Raw genomic sequence first — 19468 nt, forward strand, 5'->3', positions numbered from 1 at the left:
GAGTTGGATTCCGCTTCGACGCCGCAGCACCCCCTGCGGGCCGTCAGGCGCCCTCCCCGCCACTGCGTCCGGTGTAGAAGGCCACCGTCAAGTCCTTGACCAGCGACTTCCGTTCGTAGTCGTCCAGCTCCACGAGCCCCCTTGCGGTCAGTCGGTTCACGGTGTCGTCCACCGCGTCTACCACCGAAGTCAGAACACTGTCGCGGTGTTTGGCGTCGATGGCGGCGATCCGGCGGCGCTGCATGGCCGCGGCGACCTCCGGCGCGTACTCGATGCCGGTCGGCTGCGCCGAGTACACCTCGATGCCGACGGGTTCGCAGTCCGCCTTCAGCATCCGGGTCAGCGCGTCACCGACCGCCTCCGCGTCGCGCAGGGTGTGCGCGTCCTCGTGGAAGGCGTCGGCGGGCAGTTGCGAGAGGACCCGCGCCATCGCCGCCTCGACCTGCTCGCGCAGATACGCCTCGTGGTCCGCGACCCCGAGCGTCGCCCGCACGGTGTCCTTGATCCGCCACACGACGAGGACGACGACGCGCAGCGCCGTACCGTTGGCGTCCACGGCGGGGAGCGGTTCGCTGCGCCAGTGCCGCAGGCGTACGTCGACCTGGTGGCGGAGCAACAGCGGGCTGATCCACATCAGTCCGGTGCGCCGCACACTTCCCCGGTACTCGCCGAAGAGCGTCAGCACCGAGGCGTACCCGACCCGTCCGCGGCTCAGGCCGCCGAGCGCGAGGAGCACCGCCGCTCCCAGCGCGGCGAGCGCCGCCCAGGCGCCGAGCCCGATCCCGTCGTACGGACGCGAACCGATCCCGAGCCGGGTGAGCGGGGCGACGGGCAGCGCGCCGACCGACCAGAGGACCGCGCCCCCGGCCGCGATCCCGGCCAGCCCGGCGAGCAGCGCCACCCAGCCGGGCAGCGCGGGCCCCGACCGTTCGGCAAGCCGTGGGTCGCCGACGGGCGCCGGGCGCGTCGAAGGCCGCACCTGCGGCCCCCTCGGCGCGGGCGGCCGCCGCAGCCCGGTGGTCGGCTGATGCCCGCCGGACCCGCGCCGCAGCACCCCGGCGGGAAGCGCGGCGGCGTCGGTGGGCTCGGGGCCCTCGCGGAAGCGCAGGTGTACGGGGATGGGCGCGGTCCGCTCGGTGGCGATGGCCTCGTGCCGCCGCCCGGTCCCCGGTGCGGCGTCGCCGGACTGCTCAACCCCGGGAGTGGTGCTGATGGTGCGGGCAGCACTCGACACCAGGTCCCCGGTGGGCGCGGCGGCCGACGGGCGAAGGCCGACCAGGACCGGTACGGGGGTGGCGCCCGGCTCCGGGACCTCGGCGGGCGCGGTGGGCGACGCCATGGCCGGGACGGCTGCGGTGCTCTTGGCGGGGACCGATACCGAGGCCGAGGTCGCGCCGAGGGCGGAAACCTCGTCCTCACCGGGGACCAGATCCAGTACGAGGTCGACCACGGAGTCCGGCCCGCCACGCGACGCCGCACCCCGGGCATAGCCCCGCTCCGGTCCCGAGCCCGCGCCATCCGCCGAAACCGGACCGGAGGCCGAAACCGGAGCCGAGGCCGGACCCGAAGCCGAGGCCGAAACCGGACCCGAGGCCGGACCCGAAGCCGAGGCCGAAACCGGACCCGAGGCCGGAACCGAAACCGAGGCCGAAACCGAAACCGAGGCCGAAACCGGACCCGAGGCCGGAACCGAAACCGAGGCCGAAACCGGACCCGAGGCCGAAACCGGACCCGAGGCCGGAGCCAAAGCCGCAGCCGTCCGCCCGCCCCAGCCCCCTACCCCTACCCCTACCCCTACCCGTTCCCGTTCCTGTGCGCTCCCGTTGTCCTGGGTTCCGGAACTGTCCGACACCGTGGCTCCCATTCCCGCCTCCGTCATGCATGTCCGTCTTGTCACCCGAAGAGTCGCCGCCAGGTCTCCGGACCGGGGTAGCCGTCAGCCGCTCCGCCCTGCCAGCCCTGGGCCTGCTGGAAGGCCTCGACATTGCGCCGGTCCGCCTCGGTCCACCGGGGCCCCGGTCCCGACAGGTAGTACTTGCCGTATCCCTTCTTCACCAACTGCTTGCCGAGCTTGTCGACATGGCTGTTGGACTGACCGGGCCGGAAATAGCCCCGGCCGGGGAACTTCGAGTCCGAGTTCGAATCACCCTGGCCGCCCCCGCTCCCGGAGGCGGGGATGTCGCGACCGGCCCGGCCGGCCAGGAGCCGCCAGGTGTCGTGGCCGGGGATGCCGTCGGCGTCCTTGCCCGTCCAGCCCTGGGCCTTCTGGAACGCCTCGGTCGCGCGCCGGTCGGCCTCGCCCCAGCCCGGCCCGGGGCCGACCTTGTAGAAGTGCTTGCCACCCCGCTCCACGAGCATCTGCCCGAGCTGGGTGACGTACGCGTTGCTGGCTCCGGGGCCGAACTTCAAGGCACTCGGGAACGTCGTCGACGAGCTGCTGCCGCCGCTTCCGCTGCTTCCGCCGGGAAGGCCTTTGTAGCGGTACGGGACGTAGCTGCCGGAGTGGGTCCAGTACGCCATGGGCGTCGTCTGCCTGCGGGTGTGCGGCTTCATCTGCTCGTACGCCGTGTAGTGGGTGTGCGTGTAGTCGGTCCAGCCGCCGAAGATCGTGACGTGCGATCCCTTCGAGGGGTCGGCCGGGTTGTGGAAGAGCAGGATGTCGCCGGGCTGCAGCTCCTTCCGCGTGATCCGCGTCCCGAACTTGTCGAGGCTGCCGGTCCACTCGTTGCCGGGCAGGTCCCAGGCCATCGACACATAGCCGGAGCAGTCCTGCCGGTAACCGTCGGACCAGTACTTGCTCATGCTGTACGGGACCTTCGCGGACAGCCACTTCTTCGCGCGGTTGATGATGGCGGCCCGGCTGGTCTTGCGCAGCGGGGCCGAGGTCCCGGACGAGGGCGGGCCCGAGGTCCCCGTGCCCCGCACCGGACCCGGGGCGCCCTGCGGACTGTCCCAATCCATGTCGGTCGGGTCGAGCGGATCACCTTCGCCGTCGGGGTCCGGGCCCACCGGATCGGCCGGGCCCACCACGCCGGCCGCTCCTCCCGCCTCCGCCGCGCCCGGCGGGGTCGGCGACGGCGTCGGCAGCCCGTCCACCCTGGCCGCTCCGGCCGCTTCCGCCGCCCGCCCGCCCGGCGCGCTCGCCGCCTCGGCCACGCCGGTGCTCAGCACCACTCCGGCCGCGGTGGCCAGCACCAGCGCACGACGCGCGCCGTGTGCGGCCGGATGACCTCCGTACCGCAGGGGCAGGGCACTCGCGGCGGCTCGCCGTTGCTCGGCGCACCCCGCACAGGCGCAGTCGATGGCGGGTACGTACTCCTCGAAGGCCGGCACAGTCATGCGATTCCCCTCCGCACTCGTCGAGATCTTCGGGCGCATCTGCACGGGCGTCAGCGTCTCAACTCTCCTGACATATGGCATTTTGACTGACAGATCAGAAAAAACGACCATCCGACAGGCCGTGATGGTCGGGAAATGGTCAGGAGCACACCCCACATTCGGGTAGAGTTCTTCAGGTCAGCAGGCGCCGCTAGCTCAGTTGGTTAGAGCAGCTGACTCTTAATCAGCGGGTCCGGGGTTCGAGTCCCTGGCGGCGCACGCAGAGTCAAGACCCCCTCACCACGCGTGAGGGGGTCTTGCTCGTTCCTCGAAGCCAATCCCCGAACCCTCCCCCCGCACCTCCGCTTTCGCGGGCGCACAGACGACTCGCAAGCGACACACGGTCACCATTCGATTACCCAGCGGTTCGAAAACCTCTCACATACGCCCCCGCGCGCCCCCTCCGCAAGGGATTCGCAAATCGCACATATGACTGGCAACCCACCCGTTTTACCCTTGCGAACGGGACCGTAGTCGGACAACCTGTCTAAAGGTCATCGGCGCCAACCAGGCTGATGCGCTTTGCAGTTGGGGGATGAAGAGGGGAAGCAGGGGGAAGTTCCGGTTGTCCGCTACGCGGAGTGGGGGCCCCGCTCGGGGACAGGTGCCGGGAAGGCATCAGACAGCCGGAAGGGTGCTGTTCCGTGTCTGAGCGGAAGTCCGTGCCCGCCTTCGAGTCGTTCACGGCGACCGACGGGGGAATCGCCGTGGCCGAGACGACGACCAATCACACACTCACCATTCACGCACTGACCACGCGTGCAGGGGGATGACCCATGACGTCGACGCCGACAGGCGCCCGGCAGCACAACGACGACCCGTCCCGGACCGCCCGGCTCCGGATGCCGGCACAGCCGACGCCCGGGGAACAACGGAGCCACCCGGCCGACGCCGTGCCGCGCTACGACTACGAGCACTACAGCCGGCTCGCGGGCCCGCTGACCCGGCCCGGTCCGGACACGCCGTACCGGGTGCGGTACCGCTCGCTGCTCGCCCAGGAGCCGCACAGAATACGCGCGGCGCTCCTGCTGGGCGCCGCGCCTCTCGTCTCACTCGGGCTGTTCGCCTGGCTGATGCAGCCCGATCATTGGACGCGGCGCGACCCGAACCTCAAGAATGACACCCTGCTGGTCCTCGACATCGTGATGCTGGTCTCGATCGGCCTGATCGAGCTCTTCCGCACGCTGAACGTCATGTCGAACGCACACGCGACGCTGGTCGCCCGCGACCCGGTCCCGGTCGTCCCGGAGACCGGCACCAGGGTCGCCTTCCTCACCTCCTTCGTCCCGGGCAAAGAGCCCCTGGCGATGGTGACGAGGACCCTCGAAGCGGCGGTCCGCGTCCGGCACCGCGGGCTGCTGCACGTCTGGCTGCTCGACGAGGGCGACGACCCGGCGGTGAAGGAGGTCTGCGCCCGGCTCGGGGTGCACCACTTCTCCCGCAAGGGCGTGCCGCACTGGAACCGGGCCGCGGGCCCGCACCGGGCGAAGACCAAGCACGGCAACTACAACGCCTGGCTGGACGCGCACGGCGACGCGTACGACTTCTTCGCCTCCGTCGACACCGATCACGTACCGCTGCCCAACTACCTGGAGCGGATGCTCGGCTACTTCCGCGACCCGGACGTCGGCTTCGTCATCGGCCCGCAGGTCTACGGCAACTACGACTCGTTCGTCACGAAGGCCGCCGAGTCCCAGCAGTTCCTCTTCCACGCGCTGATCCAGCGCGCGGGCAACCGCTACGGCGCCCCGATGTTCGTCGGCACCAGCAACGCGGTGCGGATCCGTGCCCTCAAACAGATCGGCGGTCTGTACGACTCGATCACCGAGGACATGGCGACCGGCTTCGAGATGCACCGCGCGCGCAATCCGCGCACCGGCCGCAAGTGGCGCTCGGTCTACACCCCCGATGTGCTGGCCGTCGGCGAGGGCCCGACCGCGTGGACGGACTTCTTCACCCAGCAGCTGCGCTGGTCGCGGGGGACGTACGAGACGATCCTCAAGCAGTACTGGAAGGGCTTCTTCTCGCTCCCCGCGGGCAAGCTCCTCAACTACACCATGATGATCATCTTCTACCCGATGTCCGCACTGAACTGGATACTCGCGGCGCTGAGTTGTGTGCTGTTCCTGGGGATGGGCGCCTCGGGCGTGCAGATCGATCCGACGGTCTGGATGATGCTGTACGGCAACGCCTCGGCGCTCCAGATCGGCCTGTACGTCTGGAACCGGCGGCACAATGTCTCGCCGCACGAGCCCGAGGGCTCCGGTGGGCTGGCCGGCATGATGATGTCCGCGCTCTCCGCACCGGTCTACGCCCGCTCGCTGCTCGACGCGGTGCTGCGCCGCAGGAGTTCGTTCGTGGTGACTCCCAAGGGCGACTCCTCCAGTCCGGACACCCTCTTCGGCACCTTCCGGATCCACCTCTTCTTCATCCTGGTCTTCGGCGGTTCGATCGCCGCCTCCTTCGTTCTCCGGCACAGCCATCCGGCGATGCTCACCTGGGCCGCCATGGCGCTGCTGATCAGCGCGGCGCCGATCCTCTGCTGGCGGTACGCCGTCCGGGCGGAGAAGCGGAAGCGCCGTATCGGGCCGCTCCCGCGGCCGGCCCACGTGCGGGCCGACGCCGAGCTGGCTGCTGCCGAGCGGGTTGATGACGAGCGAGCCGGCGCCGAACAGACCATGCAGACCGCTCTTGGGGGACGTGAACGATGAAGACGTACCGTCCGAGCCTTCGTACCCGCCGCCTGGCGATCGGTACGGTGGCGATTCTGGCGCTCTCAGGAACGAACGGGCCGTGGGTGTACCGCTTCGGCACCGAGCACTATCACACGTACAAGATCAACAAGCCGGACTACAAAGCCGCGAACGGCCACTGGGACTTCCTGGACATCCCTTCCACGTACCGGATCAACACGATCCACGCGGCGCTGCTGCACACCGGCAAGGTGCTGCTCGTCGCCGGCTCCGGCAACAACCGGAAGAACTTCGACGCCAAGAGCTTCCGGTCGGTGCTGTGGGACCCGAGGACCAACAGGTTCACGAACATACCCACGCCCAAGGACATGTTCTGCTCGGGCCACACCCAGCTGCCCGACGGCAAGCTGCTCATAGCCGGCGGCACCAGACGTTACGAGAAGCTCGAGGGCGACGTCACCAAGGCCGGCGGCCTGATGATCGTCCACAACGAGGACCCGGACAAGCCCGTCACCCTGCCCGCGGGCACCCGGTTCAAGGGCCGTGCGAACGGCAGGACGTTCGTCTCCAAGGATCCGGTGCTGGTCGAGCGCGCCACCAAGGTCTTCGACCGGAGGACCGGCGCGTTCCTGCGCAACGACGCCGGCCTCGGCCGGATCTACGTCGAGGCGGAGAAATCCGGTGCGCGGTACGAGACGGGCGCCGAGGACAACTACCGGATCGCGGGCCTGACCGGCTCCGACAGCCGGAACGTCTACGGAATCGCACAGAAGCTCGCCCTCGACAAGAAGGACTTCCAGGGCATCCGGGAAGCCTTCGAGTTCGATCCGGTGGCGGAGAAGTACATCACCGTCGACCCGATGAACGAGGCACGCTGGTACCCGACGCTGACCACCCTGGCGGACGGCAGGGTCCTCGCCTTCTCCGGGCTGGACGAGATCGGGCAGATCGTCCCCGGCAAGGACGAGGTCTACGACCCGAAGACCAGGAAGTGGCAGTACACCGGCCTCATCCGGAAGTTCCCCACGTACCCCGCCGTCTTCCTGCTGACCGACGGCAGGCTCTTCTACTCCGGTTCGAACGCCGGATACGGCCCCGCCGATGTGGGCCGCGAGCCCGGCGTCTGGGACCTGGCGACGAACAGCTTCCGGAAGATCCCCGGCCTGAGCGACGCCGACGCGATGGAGACCTCGGCGACGGTACGGCTGCCCCCGGCCCAGGACGAGAAGTTCATGGTCATCGGCGGTGGCGGGGTCGGCGAGTCCAGCCGGTCGAGCGCGAAGTCACGCCTGGTCGACCTGAAGGACCCGGCCCCGAGATTCCGGGACGGCGCCGCCCTGACGGAGGGCACCCGTTACCCGAGCGCCTCCCTGCTCCCCGACGACTCGCTGCTGGTCACCGGGGGCTCTCGCGACTACCGGGGGCGCGGCGGGTCGAACGTGCTCCAGGCCCGGCTGTACGACCCGAGGACCGACACGTACCGGCGGGTCGCCGATCCGGCGGTGGGCCGCAACTACCACTCGGGGTCCGTACTCCTTCCCGACGGGCGGGTCATGATCTTCGGCTCGGACTCGCTCTACGCGGACCGCGCGAACACCCGGCCGGGCGTCTTCGAGCAGCGCATCGAGATCTACACCCCGCCGTATCTCTACCGCGACGCGCGGCCGGAACTGACGGGCGGCCCGCAGAGCATCCGGCGCGGCGGTACGGGCGTGTTCACGACGGCGCGGGGACCGCGGATCACCTCGGCGAGGCTGATGCGGCCCGGTGCGGTCACCCATGTCACGGACACCGACCAGCGGTCGGTGGCGCTGAGCCTGAAGCGGACGGCGGGCGGGATCGCGGTGACGGTGCCGGGTAACCGGGCGTTGGTGCCGTCGGGGTGGTACATGCTGTTCGTGACGGACGACAGGGGGACGCCGTCCGAGGGGAAGTGGGTCGAGATTCCGTAGGTATGGGTCCCCGGGGAGGTATGGGTCCCCGGTGCGGGGCGGGTCCCCGGTGCGGGGCGGGTCCCCGGTGCGGGGCGGGTCCCCGGTGCGGGGCGTCCGGTCGTTCCGGGCGCCCCGCACCCTATTTCGTCGCCCGGGCCAGGCCCAGCGCGTATGCGGGCCACCAGTCGCCCGCCTTCGGACCGCCCTTGCAGTTGCCGTCGGATTCGCCGGGCCGCTTGACCCAGAGGTACGCGTCGACCCGTGCGTCGCCCGTGTCGGTCGTCGGCGTCTCGCCGAGCGCACGGCCGGGCGGGTTGCACCAGTTCTCCTCGGGCGCGCCCGCGTGGTACGGGCCGTTGCCGTTGCGGCTGGTGTCGATGACGAACGGCTTGTCGCCGACCTTCGCCGAGAGCCGCTTGCCGAAGTCCGTACTGGCCGCCGTGGTCTGGAAGTTGGAGACATTGACCGCGAAGCCGTCGGCCGCCCCGATGCCCGCCCGCCACAGCGGCCGGAAGAGCGCGTCGGGGGTGCGCCAGCCGGCGTTCCCCGCGTCCACGTAGACGCGGGTGTTCGGCTGCTGCTTCAGCCGCTCCACCGCCCCCTTCAGCAGGTCGTACCGCTCTTCGTGGAACTCCCGCGGCGTGCACCCGTCGACCATGTGCAGCAGCGCGTCCGGCTCCAGGATCACGGTGGCGCGCCGGTCGCCGATGCCCTTGGCGACGCCCTCCAGCCAGGTCCGGTACGCGTCGCCGTCGGCGGCGCCGCCCTTGGAGAACTGTCCGCAGTCGCGGTGCGGGATGTTGTAGAGGACGAGCAGCGCTTGCCGGTCCGCCTTCGCGGCGGCCTCCGTGAAGCCCTTCGCCTCGGCCTCGGGACGCTCCGGGCCGATCCACTCCCCGACGGGCTGCCGCGCGATCTTCTCGATCAGGCCGGCGGCCTTCCCGTCCCCGTCCGCGGTGTACGCGGCGACCTGGCGGGCCGCGTTGCCATCCGGATTGACCCAGTACGGGGCACCGGCCTCGGGATGCCGGCCGGTGGCACCACCCTTTCCCGCACCGTTGATTCCCGCACCGTCGGAGTCGGACGGGGAGGAACATCCCGTGAGCAGCAGCACGGCTCCGGCAACGGCTCCCACACCCACGCCCGCTCCTGCCCGCCTCATGCCCGACCGGCCGTTGCAACTGCCGTACATCCACTCCCCCTCGGGTGCGGCGGCGGTGCACTGCCGCGTCCCCTTCATCCTGGCACAGGGCTTCTGTCCACTTGGCCGGAAGCCGAGAGTGACCGGTTCTGGACGGTACGTCAGACACCCTCTGGGCCACGGCCGTTCATCGACCTAAAGTGACGGGCACGGTCCACCCCCTGGCCTCCCGTGTCGGCGCCGGGCTACTCCCGCAGCCCCGCGTGCCGCGGTCGAGGACCGGTCCGGCCGGCACCCCGGGGAAAAGGTGCCGGCCGGACCGGATACCGGCGGCGTCAGGCCCGGTCGCCGCTCCCGGACTTCTCGCCGGTCAGGTAGGCCGAGACGACCACGTTCGCGTCGTACGAGTGCGAGGCCCGGTCGTAGGCGCCGCCGCAGGTGATCAGGCGGAGTTCCGCGCGGCCGTTCCTGCGGGGGCCGTAGGCCTTGTCGGCGTTGAAGCGTTCCCGGGTGAAGACCTGGACGTCGTCGACGGTGAATTCGGCGACCGTGCCGTCCGCTCGGGTCACCTCGACCTTGGCGCCGGGGCGGGCAGCGCTCAGCGCGTAGAAGACGGCCGGCCTGGTCTCGGTGTCGACGTGGCCGACGAAGAGCGCGGGGCCCTTCGCGCCGGGCTCGGTGCCGTTTCCGTACCAGCCGACGGTCTGGGGCGTGTCGAACGGCGGCGGTTCGATCGCCCCTTCCTTGTCCAGGCCGCGGGCGACCACCGGTGCCTTGATGCCGATCGACGGGATCTCGACCCGCTCCGGCACCGCGCCCTTGATCGGGTCGTGCGGTGCGGGCAGCGGAACGCCGAAGGGGCGCCCGACCGCGGCAATGTCGCCGGTGGTCGGGGCGGAGCTGGCGCCGGAGCCGTCGGTGATGTCGCGGCCCCAGAGCCACAGGCCCATCAGCAGGACGGCCCAGGCCACTCCGGTGAGCAGTCGTCCGTGGCCCTCGGGGCGGTCGGGGGTGGGCATGTCAGTCCGCGGCCTGACGGCGACGGCGCGCGCTGCGGAACCCTACGGCGACGGCCGCGACGGCGGCCAGGACCAGCCCGATCACCGCGTGCACGATGCCGGGGCCCTCCCGATGGGCTTCCCGGTCGGTGCGCGCGGCGGTGCCGCCGCCTCCCGCGCGGACCGGGGCGAGGGGCGAGGCCTGGCCTCGGCCGACGACCGTGACCGTGCCGGAAACCTTGATGCCCTTGTCGTCCGTGCACACGACCTGGATCTCGTGATCGCCCGGGGAGGCGTCCGTGCTGATCCGGGCCGCCGCGAAGAGGCCCCCGTCCGCGGCGGGCGAGAAGCGCGCCTCGGAGACGAACGCGTCGGAGTTGCCCTTGGCCTCTTTGCCCCCGCAGCTGTCCAGCCGCAGATCCACCGCGCCGCCCGGGGCGAGGGAGGGCGGGGACACCGAGAGAGCGGTACGGGAGCCCGAGCCCGCCCCCCGGTCGGTCCCGGTATCGGAGTCGGCCAGTGCGGCGGAAGCCGGCACCAGGGCCGCCGCGACGACCGCGGCGGCACAGAACGTGAGGGGTATGGAACGCATCGTGAACCTCCTCAATGTAGGTTCACGCCTCCTCGGACTTTTCGCATCCGCAGGAGCGCGGATGACGGCCCGGTCCCCCTGCCACGCCCCCTCGGACGGCGCGCTCCGCCGGGCTCGGCCCACGTCGGCGGAGACGGCCCACGTCGGCGGGGACGGCCTATGGGACGTCCGGGCTACGAGACGTCCGGGCCGTGGAAGTGGTGAGTGAATAGCATGGTCATCCCGTAAGTCCTCGTTCGGCAGGAGCCGCACCCATGACAGATCAGAAGCCCATCGAATCGTGGCTCACCGACATGGACGGCGTGCTGATGCATGAGGGTGTGCCGATCCCCGGTGCGGACGCCTTCATCAGGAAGCTCCGCGATTCGGGCAAGCCGTTCCTGGTGCTGACGAACAACTCGATCTACACCGCGCGGGACCTTCATGTGCGGCTCAACCGGATCGGTCTCGAAGTGCCGGTCGAGAACATCTGGACCTCGGCCCTGGCCACCGCCACGTTCTTGGACAATCAGCACCCCGGTGGCACCGCCTATGTGATCGGTGAGGCGGGGCTGACCACCGCCCTGCACGATGCCGGGTACGTTCTCACCGACCACGAGCCCGATTTCGTGATCCTGGGCGAGACCCGGACGTACTCGTTCGAGGCGCTGACGAAGGCCATCCGGCTGATCAACAACGGTGCCCGCTTCATTGCCACCAACCCCGACAACACCGGGCCCTCCCTCGAGGGGGCACTGCCGGCCACGGGCTCCGTCGCCGCGCTGATCACGAAGGCGACCGGCAAGGAGCCGTACTTCGTCGGCAAGCCCAACCCGCTGATGATGCGCAGTGCGCTGAACACCCTGGGTGCACACTCCGAGACGTCCGCCATGATCGGCGACCGGATGGACACGGATGTGCTGGCCGGGCTGGAAGCCGGGATGGAAACGTTCCTGGTGCTCACCGGGCTGACGAGCAGGGGTGAGATCGAGCGCTACCCGTACCGGCCGACCAACGTCGTGAACTCGATCGCGGACCTCGTCGACCTCGTCTGAGCGACGGCTGCCCGGCCGATGGCCCGGGACCGGTGGCCCGGCACTCCGCCCCGCGGTGGAGTGCCGGGCCACCGACGTGAGCCGCCCGTCAGCTGCCGGTGGCCGAGGAAAGCATGCGAGATCCGGTGGATCAGCAGCATGGGCAGGGCGGGCGGCGTACCGATGAGCAGCGCCTCGCGCGGTGTCGCGAGCACGGTCTCGATCCGCTCGTCCGCATCGCCGAAGGGGATCGAGAGCCGGTCGCGCAGGGCCTGGCGCACCGTCTCGCGCGAGACTTCGTAGCGCTCGGCGAGATCGCGTTTGGTGGGCAGCAGGCCCCCCTCGCCCAACTCGTCTATGAGGACGGCGACATGAGCCTTGACGGCGTAGTACTTGGGGATGCGGCCGTGCTCCGGGATGCCGGAGGTGGCCGAGCCGGTATGGGCCAGTTCGGGGAGGTCGCCCCCTGTCCGGGTCCGGCCGGGTGCGAACGGGCGGGGGGTGTCGCCGGTGGTGGGGGCCACGTTGGTGGTCGGGGCCACGTTGGTGGTCGGGGCCACGTTGGTGGTCGGGGCCACGTTGGTGGTGGGGGCCACGTTCGTACCGGGAGTCTCATTAGTACTGGGGGCCACGTTTACCGGGGGTCTCGCCGGTCCCACCGATGATTCCGGTCCCTTCGATGTCTCCCGTATCGGCTGTGTCGGCCGTCGCGTCGCTGTCACTGTCACTGTCACCGGTGCTGTCCTCGACGACGGCGAACGGGTAGTCGTCGGACTGGCCGACCCAGGACCCGTCGTCCTTCCCCGCCCCGCCGCTCGCCGCGTGCCGGCGCTGGACGATCGCCGCGCTGGCGGTGATCCGGCCCGGGACGGCGTCGGAGGTGAACGCCATCCGGACCTCGACGGTGACGGTATGACCCGCTGGGACGGTGAAGCCCTCGAAGTCGTCGGCGCCGTCGCCGCCGAAGACGCCGATGTGTTCGTCCTGGTCGGTGGTCTCCCAGCTGACCCGGTGCTCCACATCGGGACGGGAGGGCTCGGCGAACTCCAGCTGGATCTGGGCGGCGGTCAGCTTCCGGTTCTCGTCGGTGAGGACCAGCACGGGGTGGATGGCCCGGCACGACTCGGTGGTGGTGTTGGTCAGGTCCAGGAACCAGGTTCCGTAGCCGCCGCCGGGTGTGTAGGTGTCGGGCCCACCGCGGATGCGGGTGCTGATCGGGAAGTCGCTCGCCTCCGGATCACCACAGTCGGGCTGCTGGTCGGCGGTGGTGGCGTCCGGCTTCGAGACCGGGGTGACCGAAGGCGCGGCGGCGGATGCGGCGGAGGCGCCGCCGAGGACCACGGGGACCACGCTCGCCGCCGCCAGCCCGAGCGCGAGCCCGTGCCGCGTCCGGCCGGGAGGCGGGGACGAGGACGCGTGCGGCGAGGGAGGAGGGGCGGGGGCGGCGGACACGGGAAGGGAGGCGGCGGCGGACAGGGGGACGGACGCGGGGCCGGACGCGGGACTCGGCTCGGGAGTGGGTGCGGACGGCGTGGCCGACGGGGGTGGTGTCGGGGACATGCGGGGTCACCCTTCGCTGCTCGCGGGAACGGTCGGCTGGGAGGGTGTTGAAGACCTTGGCCGGACCGGAGGTCGGCAGTCGGCGCGTACAGCCACAAGGCGCAAGGGACGCACGCGCCGGCCGCCACGGGTCCGGCCAAGATCTTCAGCACCCGCCCAGCCTGTGCGCCGGAGTTCACCGGTTTCTGGGCCGCGACGCTGCCACGCACGCGCGTGGCGCCCGGCACCGACATGCCGCAGGGCCGCCCGGTCGGCCGCCGGGAACCGCTCGCCCGGCCCAGTCCCGCACCCCGCGGCCCGCGCCGTCGGCCGCGCACGCCGGACACCGGTAACACGAAGGAGAACCGGGGGACCCGCCCGCCCCGCTCACCCCCCGTCCGCGCCCGCGACCCGCCCGAACAGCGGGGCCAGGACCAGTTGCGCGGCCCCCTCCGCGACCGGCCGGTCCCCTCCCCCGGCGGCGGTCACCGGAACCGGCGCGTCGACGCCGCCCAGCCGGGCGCGCTCGTCGATCACGGCGCGGACGCCTCGTACGTACGCGTCGGGATCGGCGGCGACGGTACGGCCGCCGAGCACCACCCGGTCGATGTCGAGCAGCCCGACGAGGTTGGCGGCGCCGGTTCCCAGCACCCGGGCGGCCTCCGCGACATCGCCGCGGGCGACGGCGGCGAGACAGAGTGCCTCGATGCAGCCGCGCCCCCCGCAGTCGCACACCGGCCCGTCCAGCTGGACGGTCTGGTGCCCGAACTCACCGGCCCCGGTACGCGCCCCGCGGTGCACCTCCCCGCCCAGGACCAGCCCGGCACCGAGCCCCGTCCCGAGGTGCAGATACGCGAAGTCGCCCGCGCCCGCCGCGCGCACGGCGAGCCCGAGGGCGGCGGCGTTGGTGTCCTTGTCGACGACGACGGGCAACCCGGTCCTCGCGGCGAGCGCGTCCCGCAACGGATAGCCGTCCCACTGCGGAAACCCGGTGACGCGGTGCAGCACCCCGCCCCGGTGGTCGAGCGGCCCGGGCACCGCGACGCCGACCCCGAGCACCGGCCGGCCGGCGAGCCGCGCGGCGGAGACAGCCCCCGCGCCCCCGTCCCGCACGGACGAAACCGACCCGGCGTCCACATCCCGCGCGGCGGAGACAGCCCCCACACCCCCGCCCCGCACGGACGCGACCGCGTACGCCGCCGTCGCGAGCACCTCGTCCGCAGGGGCGCCGAAGTCCAGCGGGGCGGTGCGGCTCTCGGCGACCGTGCCGGCCAGGTCGACCAGGACCACCGTCAGCTCGTCGCGGTCCAGGTGCAGGCCGATCGCGTGGCCGGCGTCCGGGACCAGCCGCAGCACGGTGCGCGGCTTGCCTCCGGTGGAGGCGCGGTGGCCCGCCTCGGTCGCCAGGCCCTCGGCCCGCAGCCGGGCGGTGATCTTGCTGACGGCCTGCGGCGTGAGCCCCGTGCGCTCGGCGATTTCGAGCCTGCTGATGCCGCGCTCGCCCGCCACCCGCAACAGCTCCAGCACCAGCGCCGCGTTGTGGCTGCGCAGGGTCGGCAGGTTGGCGCCGCTCATACTCCTGTTCACCGCCTCATTGTCCCTGTTGCTTGCACTTTGACAACAGCGTTGCTTAAGTGTCAGCCATGACCACGACTGGCAACGCGACCCACGAGACGCACGGACTGTCCGAGGCCCCTCTGTCGTCGAAGACGCCTCGGCTGTCCGGGACCCCCCTGCGCGTCGGACTCGTCGGCTACGGCCTGGCGGGTTCCGTCTTCCACGCCCCGCTGATCGCCGCGACCGAGGGCCTCGTCCTCGACACGGTCGTCACGTCGAGCGAGGAGCGGCGGGCGCAGGCGCGCACCGAGTTCCCGGACGTACGGTTCGCCGGGTCGTCGGAGGAGCTGTGGGGGCGCGCGGACGAGCTCGATCTGATCGTGATCGCCTCGCCGAACAGGACCCATGTCCCGATCGCGACCGCCGCGATCGAGGCCGGTCTGCCGGTCGTCGTGGACAAGCCGATCGCCGGTACGGCCGCCGAGGCGCGGGAGCTCGCGGCCCTCGCCGAGGAGCGCGGGCTGCTGCTCTCGGTGTTCCAGAACCGCCGCTGGGACAATGACTTCCGCACCCTCGCCAGCCTGGTCGCGAACGGCGAGCTGGGGACCGTGCAGCGCTTCGAGTCCCGTTTCGAGCGGTGGCGCCCGCAGCCGAAGGGCGGCTGGCGCGAGTCGGGCGACCCGGGGGAGATCGGCGGGCTGCTGTACGACCTGGGCAGCCATGTCGTCGACCAGGCGCTCGTGCTGTTCGGACCGGCGGTGCGGGTGTACGCGGAGTCCGACGTACGCCGCCCCGGCGCCGCCGCCGACGACGACACGTTTCTCGCGATCACCCATGCCGGCGGAGTCCGCTCGCATCTGTACGTCAGCGCCACCGCGGCCCAGCTCGGTCCGCGCTTCCGGGTGCTCGGCTCGACCGCCGGCTACGTGAAGTACGGCCTCGATCCGCAGGAGGCCGATCTGCGCGCGGGCGCACGCCCGGCGGCGGGCCGGCCGTGGGGCGAGGAGCCCGAGGAGCTGTGGGGCCGGATCGGTTCGGGCGAGTCCCCGCTGACGGGCGGCGGCGCCCCGGTCCCTACGCTGCCGGGCGACTATCCCGCGTACTACGCGGCGGTCACCGACGCGCTGCTCGGAAAGGGTGACAATCCAGTGACCGCCCTCCAGGCCGCAGCGGCCCTGGACGTACTGGAGGCCGCCCGCCGCTCGGCCCGCGAGGGGGTCACCGTGACCCTGCCCGCCGCACCCCCGTCCGCTTCCGCCGACACCGAGGAGCAGCCCGTATGAACCCCACCGCTCCGACCATCTCCGAGCTCATCGCCCAGGAGCGCCGACTGACGCTGCCGCATTTCAGTTACGACGACGCGTACGCGCTCGGCGGCCTGCTCGTCGCGATGGCCCGGGAGAGGCACGCCCCGATCGCGATCGACATCCGACGCGGCGCGCAGCAGCTGTTCCATGCCGCGCTGCCGGGATCGAGCGCGGACAACGACGCCTGGATCAACCGTAAGCGCCGGGTCGTGGAACGCTTCGGCGAGAGCTCGTACCTGGTCGGATCCCGGTTCCGGGCGAAGGGCACGACGTTCGACGACGCCTCGCGCCTGGACCCGGACGCTTATGCCGCGCACGGCGGTTCGTTCCCGATCGCGGTCGAGGGCGCGGGGGTCATCGGCTCGGTGACGGTCTCGGGCCTGCCCCAGGCGGAGGACCACGCCCTGGTGGTCGAGGCGCTGGAAGTGTTCGCGACGACGATCGGCGCTTGACGCGAAAAGAGGGGTGGGGCGCCGCTCGAACAGCGCCCCACCTCTCCGACCTTTACTTCGGCATTCCGATGGGTCGCCCCAGGACCTCACCCTCGGGCCCACACCAGCCGATCAAGCCCACGCCGGCCAAATCCAGCCCGTCCGGCGATTGAGGACCTCTTTCAGCCCGTCCGGCGATTGAGGACGAACCGGCCACCCGGACGCCCCGGGCAAACCGGCCCCGCCACCACCCCCGCCGCCGCTACGCGTCCTTCAGTTCCTGCCGCTGCCGCCCCAGCCCGACGATCTCCAGCTCCACGACATCCCCGGCCCGCAGGTACGGCTTGGGCTCGGGCCGCCCCAGGGCGACCCCCGCCGGCGTCCCGGTGTTGATCACATCGCCCGGGTACAGCGTCATGAAGTGGCTGAGATACCGGACCACCTCACCCACCGGGAAGATCTGGTCGGCCGTCGTGCCGTCCTGCTTCAGCTCACCGTTGACCCAGAGCTTCATCGGCAGCGCCTGCGGATCGGCGATCTCGTCCGCCGTCACCAGCCACGGCCCCAGCGGGTTGAACGTCTCGCAGTTCTTCCCCTTGTCCCAGGTACCGCCGCGCTCGATCTGGAACTCGCGCTCGGAGACGTCGTGCGCCGTCGCATAGCCGGCGACGTGCGCGAGCCCCTCCTCGGCGGACTCCAGGTACCGGGCGGTGCGCCCGATGACGACCGCGAGCTCGACCTCCCAGTCGGTCTTGACGCTGCCGCGCGGCACCAGCACCGTGTCGTCGGGCCCGATGACGGTGTCCGGCGCCTTGAAGAACAGGATCGGCTCGGCGGGGATCTGCGCGCCCGTCTCGGCGGCGTGGTCGTGGTAGTTCAGCCCGATGCACACGATCTTGCCGATCCGGGCGAGCGGCGGACCGACCCGCAGCCCGTCGGCGTCGAGCTCGGGCAGTCCGCCGGGCGTGGCCGCGGCGGCCCGTACCCGGGCGAGCGCGGACTCGTCGGCGAGCAGCGCGCCGTCGATGTCGGTGACGATCCCCGACAGGTCACGCAGGGTTCCGTCCTCGTCCAGCAGCGCCGGTCGTTCCGCGCCGGCCGTACCCACACGAAGCAGCTTCAACGGTGTTTCTCCCCTTGATCGAGATCGAGCCCGTCGGATGGGTGGCGGCCATCGCAGGCTTGTCTGATCGTCCAAGACATCCGATCAATCCGCAAGGTCCTGTTCACACACTGGACCGGCGCACTCGCCGCCCCGGTTGCACCGCGGTGGCCATGGCGGTGCCCGCGGCCGACATGTCGCGGTAGAGGACGGCCCGTTCGATCGCGGTCCAGGTCGTGCTCGTGACGACGTACAGCGCGGCGGCGAGCGGTACGACGGACACGGTGAAGAGGGTGGCGAAGGACATCAGGGGCATGAGCTTCGTCATCGTACCCATACCCGGGACCGGCTGCCCGTCGGGGCCGGTGGTCGGGGTGACGGGGTTGGCGGTCATCTGCCGCTTCGTACGCCGGAAGTTGAAGGTCGCCACGACGGCGACGATCGCGAACAGGCCGAGGTAGACCAGGCCCTGCGCCCCGAACAGCCCGCCGTGCGCGAGCGCGTCGTGCCAGCGCTCACCGAGCGGGGCGTCGAAGAGCTGGTGGCCGAGGAGCGCGTTGGGGGCGCCGCCGATCTTCTGGCTGGAGAAGAGGTGGTAGAGGAGGAAGAAGGCGGGCATCTGCAGCAGGCTGGGCAGGCAGCCGGACAGCGGTGAGACCTTCTCCTCCTTGTGCAGCTCCATGAGCGCCTTCTGCATCCGCTCGGGGTTCTTTCCGTGCTTCTTGCGCAGCTCGGCGATCTGCGGCTGGAGCCGGGTGCGGGCCTTCTGCCCGCGCGCCGCGGCCCGCGACAGGGGGTGCACGGCGAGCCGCACGAGCGCCGTGAACAGGACGATGGCGGCGGCGGTGGACGCGGTCTGGAAGAGCGGGTGCAGCACATCGGCCAGTGCGCCGACCAGGTCGGCGAATGCGGACATGAAGACGGACATGGGTGAGCCCTCCGGGGGTCTCGTCGTGCCGGGAAGCGAGGACGAACTCGGCATGACGAACCGCGAGGGGGTGCCTACGGGCAGGGATACCTACGGGAACTGCGGCGGTGAGCCCGGGTACTGCGGTGAGTCCCGGTACTCCTGTGAACCCCGGTACCGCATGCACTCCGGTACTGCTGTGAACCCCTACGCGGCCGTCGGAAGGGCGCGGCCGGGGGCTCGGGGGCGTCTGCGGCCCTTGGCGTCCGGGTCTCTCTGTGGCAGGAACGCGGTGCGTTTCTCCCGGTCGCGCATGGCCGTACGGACCCGGGTGCGGGGTACGGGGACGGCGCAGCGGGCGCTGACGACCGAGGCGGCGACGAGCGCCGAGCCGGCGGCCGCGGTGGCGGCGAGCGCGACGGCGGCGGCGGAAAGGCTGCCGCCTTCGGCGAGGAGGACCTCGGTCACGAGGAAGAACAGCAGTCCGGCGGGGCGGAGCAACCGGGCGAGGCCATCGCGCAGACGCGTCGTGTCACCACTCATCGGCCCCTCCCCTCTCCCATGCGTTCGCGCGTTCGGCTCTTCAGCCGTTATACACGATGGGTCCGGCACGGCCATCAGCCCTGAGGGGCGTTCGGTCCCCGGCCGCCGCGGCAGTCGCGCGGCGGCGGCCGACGGCAACGGTCAGCGTCCTGCCCCCGTGAGAGCGCCGCTGAGCCCCGTGTCCTCCGCGTCCGCCGCGGCGTCCTCCTCCGGAGGCCCGGTCTCGTCCCGCGCGAGCACCTCGCTGTCCGGCCGTTCGTCGCGTTCGCGCGGCCCCGCGTACGTCACGGCGAGCGCGACGACGAGGTTGGCGCCGAGCGCCACGCCATACGG

16 protein-coding genes, 1 tRNA gene and 2 pseudogenes are annotated in these 19468 nt (G+C 71.4%); 7 read left to right on the plus strand and 12 right to left on the minus strand.

The genetic code is table 11. From position 1 onward, the window contains the following. Window positions 1–43: 43 nt before the first annotated feature. Complete coding sequence (locus OG936_RS11620; RefSeq protein WP_406494390.1) at window positions 44–1864, minus strand: SPFH domain-containing protein; 1821 nt, start codon at window positions 1862–1864, stop codon at window positions 44–46. A gap of 29 nt (window positions 1865–1893) precedes the next feature. Beyond that, a complete protein-coding gene (locus tag OG936_RS11625) occupies window positions 1894–3339 on the minus strand; it encodes a peptidoglycan-binding protein (RefSeq protein ID WP_406494391.1) in 1446 nt (481 codons plus the stop codon). 184 nt (window positions 3340–3523) lie between these two features. On the opposite strand from OG936_RS11625, the gene OG936_RS11630 reads away from it, so the two are divergent. From OG936_RS11630 to OG936_RS11645, 4 genes are all read left to right on the plus strand, one after another. Beyond that, window positions 3524–3597 (plus strand) — tRNA-Lys (locus OG936_RS11630). Between the two features lie 425 nt (window positions 3598–4022). Continuing rightward, window positions 4023–4151 carry a hypothetical protein gene (locus OG936_RS11635; RefSeq protein WP_406494392.1) on the plus strand — a complete coding sequence of 43 codons (129 nt, stop codon included), beginning with the start codon at window positions 4023–4025 and terminating at the stop codon, window positions 4149–4151. A gap of 3 nt (window positions 4152–4154) precedes the next feature. Continuing rightward, window positions 4155–6089, plus strand: a complete 1935-nt coding sequence (locus OG936_RS11640; RefSeq protein WP_406494394.1) for a glycosyltransferase family 2 protein — start codon at window positions 4155–4157, stop codon at window positions 6087–6089. After that, window positions 6086–8023, plus strand: coding sequence for a galactose oxidase-like domain-containing protein (locus OG936_RS11645; protein ID WP_406494396.1), 1938 nt, complete (start codon window positions 6086–6088; stop codon window positions 8021–8023). Before OG936_RS11640 ends, OG936_RS11645 begins: the two co-directional genes overlap by 4 nt. Window positions 8024–8144: 121 nt before the next feature. Here the strand turns inward: OG936_RS11645 and OG936_RS11650 are convergent, their stop codons facing one another. From OG936_RS11650 to OG936_RS11660, 3 genes are all read right to left on the minus strand, one after another. Continuing rightward, on the minus strand, window positions 8145–9197 hold the full coding sequence (locus OG936_RS11650) for a glycoside hydrolase family 6 protein (RefSeq protein WP_406500404.1): 1053 nt from the start codon (window positions 9195–9197) through the stop codon (window positions 8145–8147). 284 nt (window positions 9198–9481) lie between these two features. Continuing rightward, on the minus strand, window positions 9482–10165 hold the full coding sequence (locus OG936_RS11655; RefSeq protein WP_383756727.1) for a class F sortase: 684 nt from the start codon (window positions 10163–10165) through the stop codon (window positions 9482–9484). A gap of 1 nt (window position 10166) precedes the next feature. Then, window positions 10167–10736 carry a hypothetical protein gene (locus OG936_RS11660; protein ID WP_406494398.1) on the minus strand — a complete coding sequence of 190 codons (570 nt, stop codon included), beginning with the start codon at window positions 10734–10736 and terminating at the stop codon, window positions 10167–10169. Between the two features lie 254 nt (window positions 10737–10990). Between OG936_RS11660 and OG936_RS11665 the strand changes: the two genes are divergently transcribed. After that, window positions 10991–11770 carry an HAD-IIA family hydrolase gene (locus tag OG936_RS11665; RefSeq protein ID WP_406494399.1) on the plus strand — a complete coding sequence of 260 codons (780 nt, stop codon included), beginning with the start codon at window positions 10991–10993 and terminating at the stop codon, window positions 11768–11770. Window positions 11771–11886: 116 nt separating this feature from the next. On the opposite strand, the pseudogene OG936_RS11670 reads toward OG936_RS11665, so the two are convergent. From OG936_RS11670 to OG936_RS11680, 3 genes and pseudogenes are all read right to left on the minus strand, one after another. Next, a pseudogene (locus OG936_RS11670) lies at window positions 11887–12198 on the minus strand (GntR family transcriptional regulator); the annotation flags it as partial. 166 nt (window positions 12199–12364) lie between these two features. Continuing rightward, on the minus strand, window positions 12365–13309 hold the full coding sequence (locus OG936_RS11675; protein ID WP_406494400.1) for a hypothetical protein: 945 nt from the start codon (window positions 13307–13309) through the stop codon (window positions 12365–12367). 366 nt (window positions 13310–13675) lie between these two features. Then, entirely contained in the window at window positions 13676–14863 is a 1188-nt protein-coding gene (locus OG936_RS11680) for an ROK family protein (RefSeq protein WP_406500405.1), read from the minus strand. Between the two features lie 68 nt (window positions 14864–14931). Here OG936_RS11680 and OG936_RS11685 point away from each other — a divergent pair, with 68 nt between their 5' ends. Both OG936_RS11685 and OG936_RS11690 read left to right on the plus strand, forming a co-directional pair. Beyond that, window positions 14932–16128 (plus strand): Gfo/Idh/MocA family oxidoreductase, encoded by a 1197-nt coding sequence (locus OG936_RS11685; protein ID WP_406494402.1) that lies wholly within the window; start codon window positions 14932–14934, stop codon window positions 16126–16128. Next, window positions 16125–16604, plus strand: coding sequence for a heme-degrading domain-containing protein (locus tag OG936_RS11690; RefSeq protein WP_406494403.1), 480 nt, complete (start codon window positions 16125–16127; stop codon window positions 16602–16604). Before OG936_RS11685 ends, OG936_RS11690 begins: the two co-directional genes overlap by 4 nt. Window positions 16605–16845: 241 nt before the next feature. Here the strand turns inward: OG936_RS11690 and OG936_RS11695 are convergent, their stop codons facing one another. The 4 genes and pseudogenes from OG936_RS11695 to OG936_RS11710 all read right to left on the minus strand — a co-directional run. Next, window positions 16846–17706: a fumarylacetoacetate hydrolase family protein gene (locus OG936_RS11695; RefSeq protein ID WP_406494405.1), complete on the minus strand. Its 861-nt coding sequence runs from the start codon at window positions 17704–17706 to the stop codon at window positions 16846–16848. A gap of 103 nt (window positions 17707–17809) precedes the next feature. Next, window positions 17810–18613 carry a YidC/Oxa1 family membrane protein insertase gene (locus OG936_RS11700; RefSeq protein WP_406494407.1) on the minus strand — a complete coding sequence of 268 codons (804 nt, stop codon included), beginning with the start codon at window positions 18611–18613 and terminating at the stop codon, window positions 17810–17812. A gap of 186 nt (window positions 18614–18799) precedes the next feature. After that, on the minus strand, window positions 18800–19135 hold the full coding sequence (locus OG936_RS11705; RefSeq protein WP_266746386.1) for a DUF6412 domain-containing protein: 336 nt from the start codon (window positions 19133–19135) through the stop codon (window positions 18800–18802). Window positions 19136–19276: 141 nt separating this feature from the next. Beyond that, window positions 19277–19459, minus strand: a pseudogene (locus tag OG936_RS11710) (sodium:solute symporter family protein); the annotation flags it as partial. Between the last annotated feature and the right edge of the window lie 9 nt (window positions 19460–19468).

The organism is Streptomyces sp. NBC_00846, assembly GCF_045207325.1.
In the GTDB taxonomy this organism is placed as follows: Bacteria; Actinomycetota; Actinomycetes; order Streptomycetales; family Streptomycetaceae; genus Streptomyces.